Here is an 18,664-nt window from a genome sequence, read left to right on the forward strand (position 1 = left end):
TTTAACCTCTTTTTGTTGCGGGCTCGGCGTTTACCGTTGGCCCTTTTGTTTTACACCCTACTTTAAGCTAAAGCCGTGCCAACTTTTTCAATTTGGCGGGATAAGTGGAAAAATTTTTTTGTGAGGTGATGGCGAAAATTGCGAAAATGGCGAAATTTGATGAAAAATCGCGGTTTTTGATGGAAAACGCGGTGAAAAATGTGCGAAAATGTGTGCGTGGGTGGCCGAAAAATGCGGTTGGAATGTCGCAGGAGTGACTGGTATTTCAGAAAGTGACGGTCGGTGTTTCGCCAGTGAAACAATCGGTGCGTCAAAATGAAATGGGAACTCTTTTGGCGAGATTTGTTATTTCTTCGCGATGGTTTTCTTGCGTTCCTGTTTCAACTTTTTAGTACTGATTTTGGGCGTGGGGAGGTTTTCTGGCATTGTTCCACCAAGTTCGGCGATTGTTTGGCGAACTTTCTTGCCTACGGCAAAATGAGTTTCATTTGCCAATTCTTTTCCCTTGATGTTTTCACGACGGAGTTTGTCGTCTGTTTGCGTGATACGGAACAGATTCGCCGCAAGTTCGGTGGCTCCCATGTGGTCCAGTATTTGTTCGTTTTTCTTGAGACCTTTACGCTTGTGAATGTCTTTCATTCCCAAGCCGTTGTAAAGGCCCTGATATCCGCGATTTTGGAACACCGCATAATCCACGGGCGTTTCAACACCAGCTGCTTTCGCAGAACTGGCTAGGAATTTGTTGCGAATCGTAACCTCATCGCGAATAGCCAAACGTTTTTCGTCTTCTGAAAGCTGTGCAACTTCATCAGAAAGTTCCTTTTGACGGGTTTTAACGGCAAAATATGTTTGACCAAGGGCTATCACTTCTTTACGGGGGTCCCCGTTCATTACAATCAGGTAACAAGCATAACGGGAAAGCTTGTAGCTATCCATTTTTCTTTCTGCTCCGCTTCCGATTCTGACCATCTCGCTCACGTGGGCGAAATGGTTTCCCTCATCAAAGCCAGTTTTCCGACATGCTTCGATAGCCTTTTCTATCACAGGTAGAAACTTGCCATATTCGGTATATTCTAAGGCTTTTTGCAACTCTCTTGCGAACCAAAATTCATTTCCGTTTTCGTCAACGTGCTTGATATTCTCGAACATCTGCTGAGGATAAGCGACAATTTCTTTTTTAGCCATAGGCCCTCCTGTGTTTATTGTTGTTTCTAGGAACGCCCTTGCAATATGGTAAAACTAAATAAAGCAAAAGCGCATCATTCCTTTTGACGGAATGACGCGCTGAGATGTAATGTACCTAATATCCAAAAAACTGGCAAGGGGCTTAAGAAAATTTTACAGGTTCATCTTCCTCAAATAGTTTTTTATTGTGCAGATGTTGTCTGCACAAGTCTTTTTACTTGCGACGATAACAAAAAAAATCGCCCGCGTAATTGCGGGCGATGTGCTGTGTGAAATGTAACTGGATGGGGCAAGCCCCAACCTCTTCGGCTCGGTTATAGCCATGTAAGCATGGCTGCAATACTCGCCTTTTGAGGTTGTCTTCGCTTCGCGTCAGGATGACGCTTTAATTACTTCTTCTTTGCGGTGCTCTTTTTCGGAGCGGTGAAGTAGTTCTTCATGAATTGTTCAAATTCTTCGTCTTCGATTTTGTGCATTACGGAGAGTTTGTCGAAAATCCAGCAGAGCTGTTCGTCAGTTTGGATGGCGACGTAGCCGTCTTTGCGGAAGACTTTGAGTTTTAAGAGGCCGCTATCCCAACGGTTCGAAAGCTTGAAATCTTCGAGCAGGCGAGACTGTTCCTTGCAGATTGCGAGTTTGTCTGCAAATGAATAAATCGGGGCGTAGATGTTTGGGTTGCAGAGATGCAAAAGTCCGTTACGGGCGTTTGCGGGGTTCTTGGCGAACTTCTTGGAGGCAAAGTCTTCGAGCTGTTCCTTGATTTCGGAGACTGTCTTGCCGCGTGTGGCTGCCGGGAGGGTGGAGAACTGATTCAGGATGCCCTGCAAAAAGCTGAGGTCCCAGTTCTTGGAGGACGTGCCGGTGCCTGCTTTCCAGAGGCCTGCGTTGCCTTTGCCCGTGTTCGCGATGGCGTAGAGGGCGAGAGCCTGCGGGGCGAATTCGCCGTTGGCCGGTGCCGCGGGGATGGCTTCGACGGTTTCGCCGAGGAAGTTCTCAGCGAGGAACTGGTCGAATGCGTCGTAGATTTCTTCTTTGCCCGGGACTTTGAAACGCGGGGCGCCATTTGCTTTGAGTTCTTTTATTGTTGCCATTTTTCTTCCTTTATTTTTTTCTTACTTAAATATACACAGAAATGGGGGCGCGGGTACAAAGAATTGTAAAACTATAGCGAAATTCCCGTGTCGCGCTCGCTGACGGTGGTGACTGCGGCTTTGAATGTGTCGTCGCTTGCGATGATGGTAACGCTCTCCTTGGCGCGGGTGATGCCTGTGTATATGATTTGGTTGGTGAGGAGGGGGTGACCGATTTTTGTCGGCAGGAACATGGTGACGTGTTTGTACTCGGAGCCTTGCGACTTGTGGATGGTGATGGCAAATGCGGTGGTGATGGAATCTTCAGGAAGGACCGAGAGTGGGTAGAAGACGAAGTCGTCGCGGGTTCTTTCGCTGCCTTGGGGTGGCGCTTTTTTGAGCATGAGGCAGGGCGTGTTGCCGTCGAAGACTACGATTCCCGTGTCGCCGTTGTAAAGCTTAAACATTTCCTGGTTGCGCGTGATGATGAGGAGTTGGCCCGGGAAGTAGCCGGAATCATCCCATTGGACGGTTTCGCCTTGCGATTTCTTTTTGGCGCGCCAGAGGCTCTTGATTTTGGAACAAACTTTTTTGTTGATGTTTTCGATACCGCGGAGGCCTCGGCGTTCGGCACAGAGGATTCGCTTTGTCAGCGAAAGCTGCCAGATTTGGTTGCGTCGAGCGGTTTCGCTGTGGTTTGGATCATCTGCTTCGGTGCCGGTGCGTTGGGGGTTGATTTGCTCGGCGAGTTCAGGGAGCTTTGCAAAATCGCGGGACCATTCGGCAATGAACGATTCGATGCGCTTGTCTTCTTCTTTTTTGGTGAGCGGGGTGTTGTCGGTTTCTAGTTTTCTGTAGAAAACTTTATCCTTGAAGGTCGCGGCATTTCCCGTTTCATCGAGGTCGCCAGATGCGTCGCCGCTTACGAATTTGTGCGGGACGAACTTGTTGTTGTCCTTGCTCTCGGCGACTTCCTTGATTTCTGTGGCGAGTTTGCCGATGTTTGAACGATCGTCAAATCGGTTGGATTCGTTGAGCTTGACGGAAAAATCCTTGCCGGATTGCACTTTCAGGATTTCGCCGAGGACGGCGCCGGAATCAACAGACGGGAGCTGGAACGGGTCGCCGAGAATGAATATGCGTGCGCCTTCGGGGATGGCTTCGAGAAGTGCTGCGAACATTTCGATGTCGATCATGCTCGCTTCGTCAATGACGAAGATGGAATTCTTGGGGAATTGCTCTTCGTGATTGTACATGAAGCCGCCGTTGCTTTTGGAGAATCGGAGCAGACGGTGGATGGTGCTGCTTTCAAGTTCGTTCAGCTTGCGGAAAATGCGCTCGTTGTCGGTCTTTTGTTCGTCGCGGATTCTGGCGAGGCCGTCGATAAGGCTTTCGCGCATGCGGTCGGCCGCCTTGCCGCTCGGAGCGGCGAGATAGATGTTCCAGTCGAGCATTTCGCTGTGGTTTGCGAGCAGGTTCCACAGAATGTAGAGAACGACGGTGGTCTTGCCGGTGCCTGGGCCGCCTGTGACAACGAGGTTTTCGGATTGCCCGCGGATGATGGCTTCTGCTTGGTGCTTCTTGATGGTGAAGGGCTTGTCGCCGAAAGGCTTGCAGATGCTTGCGACTTTTTCGGTGCACTGCGCGATTTCTTCATCGGTTGGTTTGCTGCCGTCCTTGAACAGAATTTTTGCCGCTTTTTCAATGACACATTTGGCATCGAAATGCTTGGTGAAATAGAGGTGCGTACCGCTTTCGCGCTTGGCGAGAATGAACGGCTTGCTTAAAGAGTCTTCGGTGGAAGCCGTGTCGGTTTCTCGGCTTTCCATAATGGCAGAAAAGTCACTTGTCAGGAGGTCTTGAATGCTGTCTGCGATAATGCTTGCGAAATCGTCAGCGGTTGCAAATGCGTTTTCGTCGATGTCTTCTTCGGCGGTGCTGATGCGGAGCATCACGAGACCGTTCCATTTGCGGGCCCACATTGCGGAGAAATGCTGGGAGTCCAGCGGAACACGCGTGTTGCCGTCGTCGAGGAGCGACATGCATAGCGTCAGGAATTTTTGCGTATGGAGCGGAATGTCGCTCTTGATTTCAAAAAGCAAGTGGAGCAAGTGCTTGTTAAGCGGAACGAGTCCGCGCATTTCAATAAGCGCGTCGATGAATTCGTCAATCGATTCTGTAGCGATTATTTTCTTATCCATTTTAGTTTTCCTCCTTAATGATGGAGGGCTTGCTCATGAGATCTTTTACTTTTTGATAGGCGCTTGCGAGGTCGTTAAAACTGTTCCAAGTTTGTGCGTAAATGCCCTTGGGTGTGCCGCCTTCGGTGCCGCGAATAAACGCGTAATAGATACCGCCAAAGTGCTTTTCAAAAATTTCAGATTCGCTCAAGTTCTCGGCTGTACCTTCGCCGTAGAACTGCTTGAGCCATTGGATCAGACAATAGCTGTAGAGTACGCGCTGGATGGAGTAATCGTTATCGACTTTTTCCTTGAGCGCTTCGGGCGTGTAGTTGTTGTTCTCGAGCATGTCCGATTTCCAGTCGAGAATGGAATAGTACTTTTGTCCGTTTATGGTGCGGACGAAAAGCAAGTCGATGAAGCCTTTGCTGAAACGCTTGAGAATGTCGCTTTCGGCGCTTTTTTCGTCGCTTGCGTTATTTTCAGAGTTTGTGCGATTCTCGTTATGGGAGTTCGCCAGAATCTCGTCAGTGGCGTTCTGGTTGAACTGTACTTCGGGCTTGTGGTCGCTTAGCGGAATGTCAACCAGCGCAAATGTCTGCGGCGCATCTTGTTTGGCGTTCCCTGCGGAATCTTGCTCTGTGTATTGCACGGAATTGCCCGCGATTTCTGGCAGCCTTGCGTTCAACGTATTCCAGGTGTAACGCGTGGCGATGTCAATCCAGGCGTCTCGATGATTCCAGATGGGGAGCGATTCGCGCTTGAATTCTTCTTCGATGATGTTTCTCGTTTGCGGATTCGCGAATGCGTCTTCGAGCGTCTTGTTTTCCAGACCGAACTTTTGGAATTGGGTGCATTCGAAAATGCGGTGGAGCGCGTTACCGGCGTGTGAACCGCGCGGGAACTTGTGTGCACTCTCGTTCAAATGCGTCTGGTAATCAAGCGAAGCATCGGCTGCGATGGTGCAGTTGACTGCTGCGGTATCGATGTCGCGAATCTGGACCGTTGATGTGCGCGCTGTTGCGATTTCTTCGCCTTCGCGATTCGTGCGGTTGCCATCATCTGCGTCTACAGGCGAATCCGCTTTGCCCGAAAGCGAACTGTACGAATACTGCATGATGCTTGCGTCGGCGAGCTTGGTTTGCAAATTTGCCATGGCGCATTTTTGCTGGATGATGTTGTCCCGAATTTCGTCAGCGCTTAATGCTTTCCCGATTTCGGAATTTTCATTGAGCGGTTTTAAAATGTGCTCCTTGACGGTTTCGCTTAGCTGTTGCGGATTCCAGTTTTCCGTTTTCGGTAAAATCGTCGTCAGATCCGATGCGTTCTCTATGAGACCATTGATGGAACTTTCAAGGAATGCGTATTCCGGCTTGACGCCTTTGGTATTTTTCCATTTCTCGTAACGTGGCAACATGAGAATTGAAGATGCTCGTGTAAAGTCAACGTAGAAGAGTCGCTTCCATTCTTCAAGTTCTTCGAGTTCGCGCGTGGTCTTGGCGTGTTCGCTGAATCCGAGACGGATTTCGTCGTTGTCATGGTAAAGGAACGGGCCTGTTGCGGGGCGCTTGCCTTTGAAACCTGCGACAGAAATCACGACAGGGAATTCAAGGCCTTTCGAGGCGTGAATCGTCATGACTTGCACGGCGTCGTAATCGCTACTTTTTTCAACGAGGTTGCCATCTTCATCATCGGCGTTTTCGCTGTAGCTTGCGAGCGCTTCCAAGTGGCGCACAAGATCTTCAATGGAACAGTTGTGATTGTAAAGGTATTCGATGGCGTAATTGCCGATTTGACGGAGCCTTGCTAAATTTTGCAATCTCGAAATTTCTGTCAAACGTTCTTCAACTTGCGTATCGCTGTAGATGCGTTCGAGCATTTCGGCATAACGGCGCTTTTGTGCCAGTTCTGTCCATGCGTTTATTTTTTGTCGCACGGGATTGTTTGGATCATCGAACGCTTTGCTTTCGGCGTAGTGGATGTCTTGGCATGCAATCCTGAAAAAGTCCGTGATGAGCGCTTCGCTCAAAAGGCGTCTGTTCCATGCTGAAAAATCGGGCGCGTTAATCGCCTTGAAAATGGCGATCCATTCGGCGCATTCACGACAACTGAAAAGATTGCTGTCTTTGTAACGGCTGAACGGAACTCCAGCGGAGCGCATCGCATCTTCGATGGCGTCCATTTCACCACGGCTGCGGGCGAGTACGGCAAAGTCCTTGAAGGTCACGTTCCGGTACTGTGTGCAGTCTTTTTTATCGAATACTTGCAAAGTTGTTTTTTTGCCATCGACGAAAGTACACCAGTCGATGATTTTCTGAACGGCGGCGCGCGCAAAATCCACTTCGTTGATGTCTTGCTCGCTAATCCAGATGGGAGCTACTTCATTGTTGTTAATCTTAGGCGGAGCCTTGACTTGCTTTTCGTTTTGCGGCGGGAGCGATGGCTCAAAATCGACGAGCTTTGTTGCTCCTTCGTTCGGTGTGAAAAAGTCGCCTTTGAAAAGCTCATTACAACCGTTGATGATTCTTGTGGTGGATCTGAAATTTGTCTGTAGCGACATGCCGTTTTTGATTTCGTGAATCGCTTTTTGATAGACGTTCACGTCGGCACTCTGGAAACTGTAAATAGATTGCTTGGGGTCGCCCACGACAAAAATCTTGTCGAAAATAGCGCTGAAAATATCCCATTGCAATTGGTTCGTGTCCTGGAATTCGTCAATGATGGCGTACGTGTATTGCGCGCGGAGCCTGCTCTTGAGCAAGGAATCGCCTTTGCTTGTGTCAAGTGCTGCGCGGTGAACCGAGAGAATCATGTCGTTGAACGACTGGCATTTCTTTTCGGTCTTGTATTTTTGCCATTCGTCAAAAACGCTTGCGGCTTGCGAAATCAAGAAGTTATTGAGCAAAACGCTATTGATGGAGGGGAGCAATTCTTTCAATGCTTTGAAAGATAAGAATGCTTCGTAAGCGTCGGTCGGCCACGTTGTGCGAACGAAATCGCTATCCTTGAACGAGACTCCTGAAAAGAGTGTCTTGTCTTTTTCCCAGAGCTTGAGTGCGCTTAAAAAATCGCTAATGCAATTTTTAGAAGTCTTGCCAAATTTTTCAGTCGGATGCTTTTCGAGTGTCGAAAAAGCGTCTTGGAAAATGGCAATGTTGAGAATGTCGTCAAAAGTTTTTGCAACGGCAATGGTGCGGATGTCGTCATCGCTTAAAGCCGTATCGCTAAAAGTGATTTGCTCAGGCTTGTCGAGAGGAATGATTTCGCGGTCGCCTTCACTACCGCGATAGACGTTGACGATATTTTCGAGACCCATTGCAACTTTGTTTGCGATGGATTGTGCCGAATCGGTCTTGAGCAAAAACTGGAAGTCGCTATTGTCGCTCCACTTGTCGCGAATGAACTGTTCGACAAGATCGTGAACTTCGCTATCGTCAATCATCGACATGTCAAACGGTCTGCCCGCATCGTAGGCGTATTCCTTGAGCGCCTTTTGGCAGAACGAATGAATCGTGAAAATGGCGGCGTTATCTACATCTTGGTAGGCTTTGGAAAACAGTGCAAGTGTAGCGTCGTCGAGTTCCTTTTCTGCTTCGTTAGTCTTGTCGAGTTTGCGGCTCACGAGGACTTCGTCAATTTTTTTGCGAATGCGGTCCTTGAGCTCGCCGGCGGCCTTTTCGGTGTACGTGACGATGAGAATCTTCTTGAGCGGTGTGCCAAGGCTGATGAGCTTTGCGACCATCAACTGGATGGTGTACGTTTTGCCAGTGCCTGCTGAGGCTTCAATGAAAAGGCTTTTGGAAGGGTCGAATTTTTGGAGACTGAAATTTTCCATGATTAAGCCTTCCTTTTCTTTGCGTTTTCGGTGACTGTAATCAGCATGAGGCTGCGCATTTTCTTTATCGCATCGGCCCATTGGTTTGTAAAGTTATTGGCTTCAAAACCGACATCGGTGATGGGGTCGAAAAGGGATTTCTTGTCGAAATATTTCCAGCAGTCTAAAAGCTTGTCCTTGAACGCGCGGATATTTGTAATGCCCTGCGTGTCGAGCAAGCTGGCGGGAACAGCCTTGGAATAGGGACGCTCTGTTTCGTTACCGAATGCGGCGGTGTAGATTTCTTGCAATGTTTCGGTCGCCTTTTGCGGTGTCATGGAGACCGTCGCGGTCGACGGTTCTGCGGTAGCTTCGGTATTGTAGATGGAAATCTTTACAGTCTGTTCTGCGTTTGCGTCGAGAGTGCTTGCCCTTTGTGCAATGACGGCTAGCGCCTTGACGTAAGACGATAAGAACTTGTCCAAAGTCGTCTTGCTGTAAGACGATGAAACGGTAATCATCTCGGAAATGTTGTCGAGATTTTCGCTATTGCACCAGTCGAGCGTTCCCGAAAGAGTCCACTTGCTATCGGTACCGCGGTCAATTTGAATGTCCTGAATTTTTGCCTGATAGCTCCAGGATTCCTTGATTTGCGAAACGAGATTTTCGCCCATTTTTGCAAGGATCAAGTTCTTTTGCGATTCCATTTCGGCGAGAAGTTTTTCGCCAAAGATCCCGTCGGGCATGTTGCCTTTAAGCGCGGATTCCTTCTTGAATTTTTTAAGCTCTTCGGACTTGTGCGAAAGTTCTGCGGCAACCATCATTTTGAGGAGGGCGCTCTTTTGTAGCGGTTCAAAATGTATCGGCTCGAACAGTTCCTTTTCTGGGTCATCAGATTCGGAGGCGACAAGCATTTGGCTGATGCGGAATTCGAACGGGTCTTTCAAAAAGTCGCTGAGCATATACAGCGGAACACGTTCGGGCAATTTGACGGCGACGTTTTCATCTGCAGATTGCATGGCACCGGTTGCGGGGTTCACGTGTGCAAATCCGTCCTGCATCATGTTCAAGAATGCGCGCTTGTTGCGGAGGCTCTTTTGCGTGAAAAGCTCCGTAAAGTCTCGGGTCTCGTCCAGCGAAATCTTGTTCTCGGGCCACGCTTCGGAAAGCCCGATTTTCTCTGCGGTCGTGATGTTCTGATTGCAATTAATAGCATTGACCAAAAACTTTCGGATGTCGTTCACGACGGAGGTCGGGTAAAGTTCGGCGTCCTTGCGGATGTCCTGATTCACGTAGCTCACGTGGAAACTTTCGCTTGTGCTCATGAGCTGGCAAAGGAACGCGTAACGGCGCTTGGCAATAGGCGAATCGTCGCCCGGCCACGGGCGGCAAGACTTGCGGAGGTCTAGCGTGTTGTGCTGTTTTGCGCCCGGAAAGTTCATGGAATCGCCGCCGATAAAGAACAAGTGCTTTACAGGGATAATGCGGTTCGGGATGAAGTTCATGAACGTGATGCCGTTGACGAAAAGCGTTCCGCAACTGTAAGCGGATGACTGTGCGGCGGTGAGAAGCGTCTGCTTGACGACCTTCCACGAGATGCTTTCGAGTCCGGCATCCATCTGGTTGCGGAGACCTTCGATGGCCTGCATCACGTTGTTGACGATAATCGTTTCGCTGGCGAAACCATCGGGTGCGCCAGACATCGTGATCCATTCGCTGATAAAATCGCTGAGCTTGTCGAGGTCCGCGACTTGCCCGGCCTTTCCGAAATCCATCCATTTCTTGAGTGATTCGATACATTCCACGAACTTGCAAAGCGAGCGGCTGTCGCTTGTTGCCATGTCTGCATACGGCATGAGCGTTTCGCTAGAATCCCCGTGTGAAAATGCAACGGGATTCTTCGTCATTTTTGCAAGGAGCAATCGGCGAACGCCTCCGAGCCAGTCTTCTTTTTTGTGCTCGCGGTCGCGGTAGACGTTCGTCTCTTCAATCCAGCTTTCCCAATTGTTCACATCGTCTTCGCTGATGTGGCGCGTCTGCTGCACGACCGGATTGCGCAAAAGCGCAAAGAATGTCGGGCGTGTAATGGTTCCCTGTTCCAAAATCGAGAACAAGTTGTCCAGTACATTTTCGGTCTGCGAACTTCTGGCCGGTGAATCGACAATTGCAAACGGGATGTGCAAAAATCCGTCCCTGTCGTTTTCGCTAGCGTACTTTTTCCTTTCGGGAGCCTGGTCGAAAATCGTCTTGATGGCGGTGCGGTAATCGTCTAGCGCAGGCGATACGACGAGAATGTCGCTCACGCGAGCGCCTTCTTGCATGAGCTTGCAGATGCTCGTGTGGAGCGCTTCGACTTCGCGAATCTTGGTCGGTGCAGCCGTCACATCTAGGCTAAAGTCTTTCGCCTTGCAATCGCTTGCGGTAAAGTCGGGCAATGTGTTGATGCGGTTTGCAATTGCGTACTGCACCTTGTGCAAAAGTGTATCGTGTGGGAGCTTGCTTGCATCGCTCGTGCTGAAGTCGAAATCGTAATTGGCGGCTTGGCACCAGAGCTTGATGTTGTCGCGGCCGGAACGTCCCCAGTTGCAGAGCAGTGTATTTTCGGCTTCCGCTTCTGCGCTTGTGTATTCGGGGATGTCATCGACGTCGTTGCTTTCGCCCGCATCCGAGATGCCGACAGACATCTTTGCGCGGACGCTGTCGATGTTCCCGCTCTTGTCGCTCCACTGTCCACTGCGAGAAATCCAGTTTCGGTGAATCGTTGCGTTTTGCCTGTGAACGGTTGAAGTGTCTTCCCAGAATTCCATACAGGGGTTCTGGATGTAGGCGTAAACGTCGTGCGTTTCGGCGTACTTCTGCAAAATCACGCGGTAGAACTGGCCCATGCCTCCGAGGCCAAAAATGAATAGCGGCGTGTTGCCTGTGTGTTCCGTGTGGAATTGAACATTGCCATTTTTGTCATGGCATGCAATATAGAGGTACGGGATCGTCATGTATTCCGTGCGTTCAATACCCTTGCGCTTCGCTTCGTTTTCGAATACTTCAGAAAGCAGAGATTGTTTTCCGTCGTGGGCGTGGAAAATGGCGGAGTACAGCTTGCGTTGCCAGGCTTCACGCTTTGCAATGTCGTGGTTTGCTATTCCAAAAAAATCATCCAATTGCCCTTGCTTCCACTTATCAAGAATGCCCGGCGCAGATTTCCCGTCAACACCGCGAATGAAATCGCTCGGCCTGCTTGTTTCGTATTCCAAGAACAGCGATGCCATCTTGCTTGCAAAATCAAAAAGGTGCGTCTCGTCGAGCGTTCCGTCGATGACCAGATAGCGCTTGACTTCGTCGTCCATCTGCATGTAGTTCGGCGTGCCATTAGTCTCTTTGACGAGGTACGCGAGAATCACATTTCGGAGCATATCGGAATTCAGCTTTTGCTTGTGCGGATTATCGCCGATGAGGATTTCCATGAGGAATCGGTCGATCATCATCGAGTTGAATCCGACGAGGGACTTTTTTTTCTGTACCCATTTTAGCCTGAACCATTGTTCCAGTTTTGGGTCCGGAAATAGGACGGCAGGGGCCTCAAATGGGTTTGTCCATGCATTGTATACCGCCTCGATCAGTTCATCGGCGAGGTTTTCAAGGTTCAGCGCGAATTTCAGGTATAGCATGGCTACAATATATTAATCTGTGACACGAATCGCATGTTTTTAATGAATGCATTTGCATTTTGGGGATTTTTCATATATTTAATAGGGACGGAGCATGAATGATAAATAAAGACGTAAATCAACAATCCTGGATTGAAAAAAGTAATGCAATCATCGATTCCATCGCTGATGAATTTGACTGTGTTTGCTATGTCGATTTGGCAAAAAATCTAGATGAAGATGATGTCGATATTTTCCATGCGAGCCAGTTCTTGGTTGCCCATGTACCCGCTCTCCGTGGAGAGCGTAATCTCCGTAAGCGGTTTAAGCTCATTTGCGATAATTTCGTTTGCTCCGAAGATCGTGATGATTTTCGTGAACGAACCCGTCGCGAAGTGATTGCGCAAAATCTTGAAAAAGCCACTCAATATATAGTCCCGTTTAGATGTGAACTGGATGGTGCCGAAGTCTATTTCCAGATGAACTTCTTTGCCGACCGCGACAAGTCCGGCATGCTTAAGGGCTTTGTGCTCCGCTTGCGCAATGTGGACCGCGACATCCGTTCCAAGCAGCGCTACGAACTTGAACGCCACCTCAACGAAAATATCGTCATGAAGTTTGGCGAAAAGGTGGAGTCCGTTTTTGTCTTCAACCCGACAAAGAGCACGTTCAGGACTTTGTATTGCAAGGACGAACTCAAAGGTCTTTTTCCGGCCGAGGGCAAGCTCAATGGAATAGGTGGGCTTGTTGTCATGGACGTCATTCATCCCGCTGATCGGGAGATGATGATGAAAGGCCTTGACATAAACAATGTCCTTGACCGCCTTTCCCGCGAGCGTAGTTTCCGCTACCTGTTCCGTGATATTGCTCATGGTTATGCCCGCTGGTACGAAGCGCGCGTGATGCGCTTTGATATCGGTGACGATAATGAATTTTTGGTGGGCTTTGTCAACAAGAACGATGAAGTCATCAATAAAAAAATCAACGAAAAAGTCAGTGAAGAATTTGCAAACATTGACCTTATCAACTTGGAAGAGAATATCATACAGGTTGTTCGCAGGTCAAAGTATTACAATGGCGTAAAAGAAAAGGATATTATTCCTTTTGAAGTCGGCTTCAAGAACGCGTCTGCATTTGTTCATGAGGAATTTAGGGAACAGTGGAATGAGTTTGGAAGTATTGAAAACTTGAAACGTATTTTTGCGACTACAGATAGCCGGGAAATTGTTTTCAAGCATTTGACGGGTGATGGCTCGTATTTTTGGTGTCGCAACGTATTCCGTGTCCTGGATAGGATTGACGGTGTTCCGGTAACGCTTGTCATGACGGCCACGGTTGTGGATAGGGACCAGTCCGAAAGGCTCAGCCTAAACGAAAAGCTTGTGCAGCAGAAAAAGGAATTGGAAATCAACCTTTCGATTATCGATGTGCTTGCGTCGGAATATTCCTCGGTGATGTATGTGAACCTCATGACCAAAGAGGTGATTCCATATTCCATGAACGAGTTGTCGCAGCGTTATTATGAGACGATGATAAAAAAGGGTGCGCTCTACAATGAAGTGTACCTGAGCTTTGTAAAAGAATTTGTTTATGACGCCGATAAGCCAAAAATGTTTGAGGCTGGTGAACTCAACAACATCAAGGCTTACCTTAAGAACAATAAGACCTATGTGACGTTGTTCCGTTCAAATGTTGCGGGGCAAATCCGCTACAGCGAAATGAAGTTCGTGAAGGTCAATGCCGAAAACGAGGAGCCCACGGCAATGGTTGTCGCGTTTGCGAACCGCGACAACGAAGTGAGTACCCGCTTTGTTCACGAAAAGATTATGGCGGAGTACGAGGCGATTCTTCTTTGCGACTTGTCGAACGATACGGCCCGTGAAATTTTGCCCTCGAAAAATGTTGATTTTGGCAACGAGCAAGAGCGCAATACATGTTCTTATCGCGCTAGCCGAATGGTGCAGATTGTCGATAGCGAATACAAGGAAGAATGGATGCGCCTTGCAAGCCCGCAGTATATCCAGCGTCTCCTTGCTTACGATGACCGTCGTGAATTGCTCTTTAAGGCTTCGATTTTCAAGAACCCGTGGATAAGCTTTGTGATGCAGGTCGTGGAACGCCGCAATGGCGTTGCGACTCTTGTGATTATGACGTTTGCCGCAGTGGACAAGAAACGTGCCGAAAGGATTCAGCTGAACAAAAAAATTGCAGAACAGAAAGTAGAACTCGAACGCAATATTTCCATTATCGAAGCGCTATCGTCTGAATACACGTCGGTGTACTACATCAATCTCGAAACCGAAGAGATTACGCCTTATTCCATGAACAAGGCAACTGCCAATTCGTTTGGTGAAACGTTCAAGCGTAACGTCAAGTATTCGGCAGCGTACTCTGTCTATGTCGACAAGTTTGTGAGCGGCATCTATAAGAATCGCATGCTCCAGGCGGGTTCTCTCAAGAATATCCGCGAGCAGCTTGCCACCCAGAAAAGCTTTAACACGATGTACGTGAACTTCCTCAATCGCTATTGCGAGATGAAGCTCGTGAAGGTGGGTGATTCGGACCATCCGACATTTGCTGCGCTTGGTTTTGCCGACAAGGATGACGTGCTCCGCAAGGAAATCCAGCAGCAGGCGGTAATTCAGGGCCTTGCAGAAGACTTTGACTTGGTGTGCTATATTGATACTGTTTCCATGCATGAAAACGTGTACCGCTGTACGGACGTCTTCTTGCGTTTGTTCCCGAACTGGAACGAAATTCAAGGCTTTGCAAATCGAATTGATGCCATTGTCGAAAAGTTTGTCTGCGAAGAGGACCGCGAAGGATTCTGTAAGGCGACACGTCGGGAAATTGTTCTTGAAAACCTCAAAAACAAGAACGCCTATTACGTGAACTTCAAGGCGAATGTCTTTGGACACGTTGAATATTGGCAAATCAAGTTTGTGCTGACTGCAACGAACCCGGTGCAGATTGTGGCGGGCTTCCACAGCGTTGACGAAGAAACGCGCAGGCAGAAGAAAGACCAGGAAGCTTTGGAACGGGCGCTACAGATGGCAAATTCTGCAAGCCGCGCAAAGACGACGTTCCTCAACAACATGAGCCACGATATCCGTACGCCGATGAACGCTATTATCGGATTTACGGGTCTTGCTGCAGAACATATCGACAACAAGGAACAGGTTGCCGATTACCTCTCGAAAATCGGGCAGTCTTCGGAACACTTGCTTGCTCTTATTAACGATGTGCTCGATATGAGCCGCATCGAATCGGGCAAGATGAACATTACCGCCCGTCCGGAACGCCTTTCGGATATTATCCACACGCTTAAGGGAATTGTGCTTTCGGATGTCCGCAATCGCAAACAGCAGTTCTTTGTGGAACTTGAAAACGTTCACAATGAAATGATTTTCTGTGACAAGTTGCGCTTGAATCAGGTGCTGTTAAACGTTGTTTCCAATGCTATCAAGTACACGCCGAAAAATGGACTCATTACGATGAATGTCAAGGAATTGCCTGCTGAATCGGGCTATGGCGTTTATGAGTTCCTGGTGAAAGATAACGGCATCGGCATGAGCGAAGCATTCCTGAAGCAGATTTTCGATCCGTTTACCCGCGTGAATTCTTCGACGGTGAGCGGTATTCAGGGAACTGGCCTTGGAATGTCCATCACGAAGAACATTGTCGAGATGATGGGCGGTACGATTAAGGTTTCGAGTGAAGAAAATTTTGGCACCGAAGTCTTGATGACGTTTAAGTTTAAACTTTGCGAAGATTCTGAATCGACTCTTGAAACCGGAAAGTTCAAGGGCTTGCATTGCCTCGTCGTTAATGACCGCCCGAATATTTGCAGAACCGTTGACGCGTCTTTGAAAGGCGAAGGCTTGCGCTATGATTTCTGCACATCGGATGCAGGCGCTCTCGAATGTGTCGAAAAATCCCGCACTGCAAAGGATGATTACCAGCTGATTTTGATTGACTGGAACGTGCAGGAGATGAGGGGCATTCAGATTACGCGTAAGCTCCGCAAGGTGATTGGGCCGAAAACGCCGATTGTGGTGCTCACCTCTTATGACTGGCTCGACATTGAAAAAGAAGCGCTTGAAGCGGGCGTGACCACGTTCTTTGCAAAGCCCTTGTTCCCCTCGGATTTAAGGCGAATGCTCGAAAAGTTCTGTGGGAATTCTTCGGAAATTTCGCTGGAATCTGATTCTGCGTTGAAGATGCTTTCGAATCAGCCACAAACGTATGACTTTACGGGTCGCAAGGTCATGCTTGTTGAAGATAACGAACTGAACCGTGAAATTGCAACGGAAATTCTGGAAGACCGCGGTATAGAAGTGACTGCGATGGAACGTGGCGACTTGGCTGTTGAAAAGCTCAAGTATTCGTCTGTCAAGTACGATGCGATTTTGATGGATATCCAGATGCCGGGTATTGACGGTTATGAGGCGGCTCGCCGGATTCGTAACCTAGAAAACAGGGAAGTCGCGAATGTGCCGATTATTGCGATGACCGCAAACGCATTTGATGAAGACAAGCGCGCTGCCTTAGAATCGGGCATGAACGACCATGTGGCAAAACCTGTGGACGTGAATATCCTCTGCGCCACCCTCGCCAAGTTCTTTAAGTAAGTTTTTGGACGCCGTTGTCAAATTCGACGGTAAACCACTTTTCTTCGATAACTTCGTAGTCGGAACCGCCGTTAAAGACGTTTGCGTTTCCGTAGACTTCGTATCCCTTGCGCATGGAAACGGTACAGGCGAACTTTTCGGAAAGCTGTTTGCAGACTTCGGTGATGATGGATTCCGGGATGTTCTTGCAGATTTCTTGAATGCAGATGGATTCGCCTTTTGAATTGCTGTCGGTGGTGCCGCGCAAGCTGACGCTTATCTGTTCGCTGAATTTGCGGAGCAAAAACTTGTAGCCCTGATACGTGTATTCGACGGGAGCATCAGAAAACGATGCAATCGCCTCTGCGTTACAATAAATAGAACCAATAACACTATATTCGTAATCCATCGAAATAAAGATAATAAAAACGGCTAAAAAATTAGCTATAATAATATTGTCAGATTTATCGGGAGCGTTTCATGAATTATAACGGACTTATTAAAGGCGCCTGGTCGAATGGAATTGCCAAGAAACTCTTGATTTTACTTGGCCTATCCCTGATTATTTTTGTTGCAGGCGTAATGCTTGGCTCTTGGGTGCTTGGCGAAAAGACTCTTGGCTGGAAAGGCTTTTTGTCGGGCTATGTCGTCTTTGCGGTGCTGTTCATCAGCGTCATGATCAACGTTTTCAAGAATACGTCTGAATCGATGCGCGAAGGTAAAAAGCACGTCGATGTCCGTGGTCATGTGCTTGTGCTAGGTGCAGGCCATCAGCTCAAAAGTATCTTGCGCGCGCTCAAGGGCGACAAACGCCCGATTGTTGTTGTGAGCCGTCGCGATATTGATGGGCACTTTATCCATTACAAAAAAGATTACGAGAACGAAGAAGATTTGCTTTTTGCTGGTGCGCTTTTGGCAGACCAAATTCTCGTGATTGGCGAAGACGGCCCTGAACGCGATTCTCGCAACTTGCATTGCATTGAAGTCTTGCGTAACGTCTGCGAAAAGGCCCCGCGCGATATCCACTGCCATTTGCTGCTGAGTGAACCTTCGTCTTCTGAAATTTTGTGGTATTTGAAAGCCCCCGAACAGAATAAGGGACATTTGCTTGTCGATGTGTTTAATGAATACGAGTTCATGTCGGAGCAGCTGCTTGTGGGAACGGATTTCTTGCCGACGATTCGCGAAGCCGAAAATGAACGCTTGCATGTCGTCTTGATTGGCACGGGCCCGATTGCCCAGGCGGTGGCGTTTGCGGTTGCGAACATTTGCCATTATCCGAATTACAGTCGCACGGGTTTAAAGACTTGCATTACGTTTGTCGATGAAGATTGTGAAAAGTGGGTGGATCGTTTGGTGGTCTCACGCATGGGGCTTTTTAGACTTTCGAAGTACACTTACGTTGATGCCAATGGTAACAAGGTGACGCACGATCCTGAAACCGCACGTGGCGATTACCTCGACGTGGAATGGAATTTTGTCGATGCTTACTGCGAAGCGGATTTGGCACGTAACTTTATTGCCGCCGTGGCTGCAAGCCCCAAGGAACGCTTGGTCGTGTGCATTTGTAAGGAAGATGCCTCCAAGGCGATTTCGACACTTGTGCATTTGCCGCGAGCTGTTTATGATAACGCAGATATAGCCGTTTACTGGCGTGAAGCAAATGACGATATCATCAAAAATATCAACGAAAGCGGCATGTATGGCTATGTGCGCATCATGGGTGACATCGATGAAATGAAGGAATTTGTACAGTCCAAGCGCGTAGAACGCGGCCAGCGTGCAAATTACGTTCGCGAACGTCACTTGAATCCTGATACCCGCGATACCGAAGAAAAGATGTGGTACCGTTTGAGCGAGGCCGACAAGACATCCGCTATTTACTGCGCCAATGCGCTCCCGCTCCGTAAACGTTGCTTTGAAATCTCGGAAGACGACTATCTCCTCCGTGAAGCGGAACATCGCCGCTGGATGATGTCCATGCTCTTGATGGGCTACCGCTCAGGACCTACCGACGAACGCACGTTTACGCGTCATGACATTATCCCGTTTGACCGTCTTCCCGAAGACCAAAAGTCCAAGGACACGTACATTCTCGAAAATGCAGAGTACATAATAAACGGATAAGGCGAGAGGGCTCGGCAATCCGAATAGAAATTAT

General features: G+C 48.6%; 9 protein-coding genes. 3 read left to right on the top strand and 6 right to left on the bottom strand.

The annotated features are described in order from the left end of the window. Positions 1-104: 104 nt before the first annotated feature. Positions 105-257 carry a hypothetical protein gene (locus B7991_RS14830; RefSeq protein ID WP_176421772.1) on the top strand — a complete coding sequence of 51 codons (153 nt, stop codon included), beginning with the start codon at positions 105-107 and terminating at the stop codon, positions 255-257. A gap of 88 nt (positions 258-345) precedes the next feature. Here the strand turns inward: B7991_RS14830 and dinD are convergent, their stop codons facing one another. The 5 genes from dinD to B7991_RS06820 form a co-directional block, all read right to left on the bottom strand. Continuing rightward, entirely contained in the window at positions 346-1,185 is an 840-nt protein-coding gene (dinD, locus tag B7991_RS06800; RefSeq protein ID WP_088630154.1) for a DNA damage-inducible protein D, read from the bottom strand. Positions 1,186-1,574: 389 nt separating this feature from the next. Further along, positions 1,575-2,276 carry a hypothetical protein gene (locus B7991_RS06805; protein WP_088630155.1) on the bottom strand — a complete coding sequence of 234 codons (702 nt, stop codon included), beginning with the start codon at positions 2,274-2,276 and terminating at the stop codon, positions 1,575-1,577. A gap of 71 nt (positions 2,277-2,347) precedes the next feature. Next, on the bottom strand, positions 2,348-4,456 hold the full coding sequence (locus B7991_RS06810; RefSeq protein ID WP_088630156.1) for an ATP-dependent RecD-like DNA helicase: 2,109 nt from the start codon (positions 4,454-4,456) through the stop codon (positions 2,348-2,350). A 1-nt stretch (position 4,457) separates the two neighbouring features. After that, positions 4,458-8,270, bottom strand: a complete 3,813-nt coding sequence (locus B7991_RS06815; RefSeq protein WP_088630157.1) for a UvrD-helicase domain-containing protein — start codon at positions 8,268-8,270, stop codon at positions 4,458-4,460. A gap of 2 nt (positions 8,271-8,272) precedes the next feature. After that, a complete protein-coding gene (locus B7991_RS06820) occupies positions 8,273-11,914 on the bottom strand; it encodes an exodeoxyribonuclease V subunit gamma (protein WP_088630158.1) in 3,642 nt (1,213 codons plus the stop codon). A 98-nt stretch (positions 11,915-12,012) separates the two neighbouring features. Between B7991_RS06820 and B7991_RS06825 the strand changes: the two genes are divergently transcribed. Further along, the gene (locus B7991_RS06825) at positions 12,013-16,524 is read left to right on the top strand and encodes a response regulator (protein ID WP_088630159.1); all 4,512 of its coding nucleotides are present in this window, start codon (positions 12,013-12,015) and stop codon (positions 16,522-16,524) included. Here the strand turns inward: B7991_RS06825 and B7991_RS06830 are convergent. Continuing rightward, a complete protein-coding gene (locus B7991_RS06830; RefSeq protein ID WP_088630160.1) occupies positions 16,517-16,912 on the bottom strand; it encodes a hypothetical protein in 396 nt (131 codons plus the stop codon). The two genes, B7991_RS06825 and B7991_RS06830, sit on opposite strands and share 8 nt — an antisense overlap. Before the next feature lie 71 nt (positions 16,913-16,983). On the opposite strand from B7991_RS06830, the gene B7991_RS06835 reads away from it, so the two are divergent. Continuing rightward, a complete protein-coding gene (locus B7991_RS06835) occupies positions 16,984-18,630 on the top strand; it encodes a hypothetical protein (protein WP_088630161.1) in 1,647 nt (548 codons plus the stop codon). The last annotated feature ends 34 nt before the right edge of the window (positions 18,631-18,664 follow it).

It is taken from the genome of Fibrobacter sp. UWB3, assembly GCF_002210405.1.
Taxonomy (GTDB): domain Bacteria; phylum Fibrobacterota; class Fibrobacteria; order Fibrobacterales; family Fibrobacteraceae; genus Fibrobacter.

Coding starts and splice junctions, on each gene's coding strand:
- dinD (WP_088630154.1), bottom strand. CDS start 1,185: ATGGCTAAAAAAGAAATTGTCGCTTATCCTCAGCAGATGTTCGAGAAT.
- B7991_RS06805 (WP_088630155.1), bottom strand. CDS start 2,276: ATGGCAACAATAAAAGAACTCAAAGCAAATGGCGCCCCGCGTTTCAAA.
- B7991_RS06810 (WP_088630156.1), bottom strand. CDS start 4,456: ATGGATAAGAAAATAATCGCTACAGAATCGATTGACGAATTCATCGAC.
- B7991_RS06815 (WP_088630157.1), bottom strand. CDS start 8,270: ATGGAAAATTTCAGTCTCCAAAAATTCGACCCTTCCAAAAGCCTTTTC.
- B7991_RS06820 (WP_088630158.1), bottom strand. CDS start 11,914: ATGCTATACCTGAAATTCGCGCTGAACCTTGAAAACCTCGCCGATGAA.
- B7991_RS06825 (WP_088630159.1), top strand. CDS start 12,013: ATGATAAATAAAGACGTAAATCAACAATCCTGGATTGAAAAAAGTAAT.
- B7991_RS06830 (WP_088630160.1), bottom strand. CDS start 16,912: ATGGATTACGAATATAGTGTTATTGGTTCTATTTATTGTAACGCAGAG.
- B7991_RS06835 (WP_088630161.1), top strand. CDS start 16,984: ATGAATTATAACGGACTTATTAAAGGCGCCTGGTCGAATGGAATTGCC.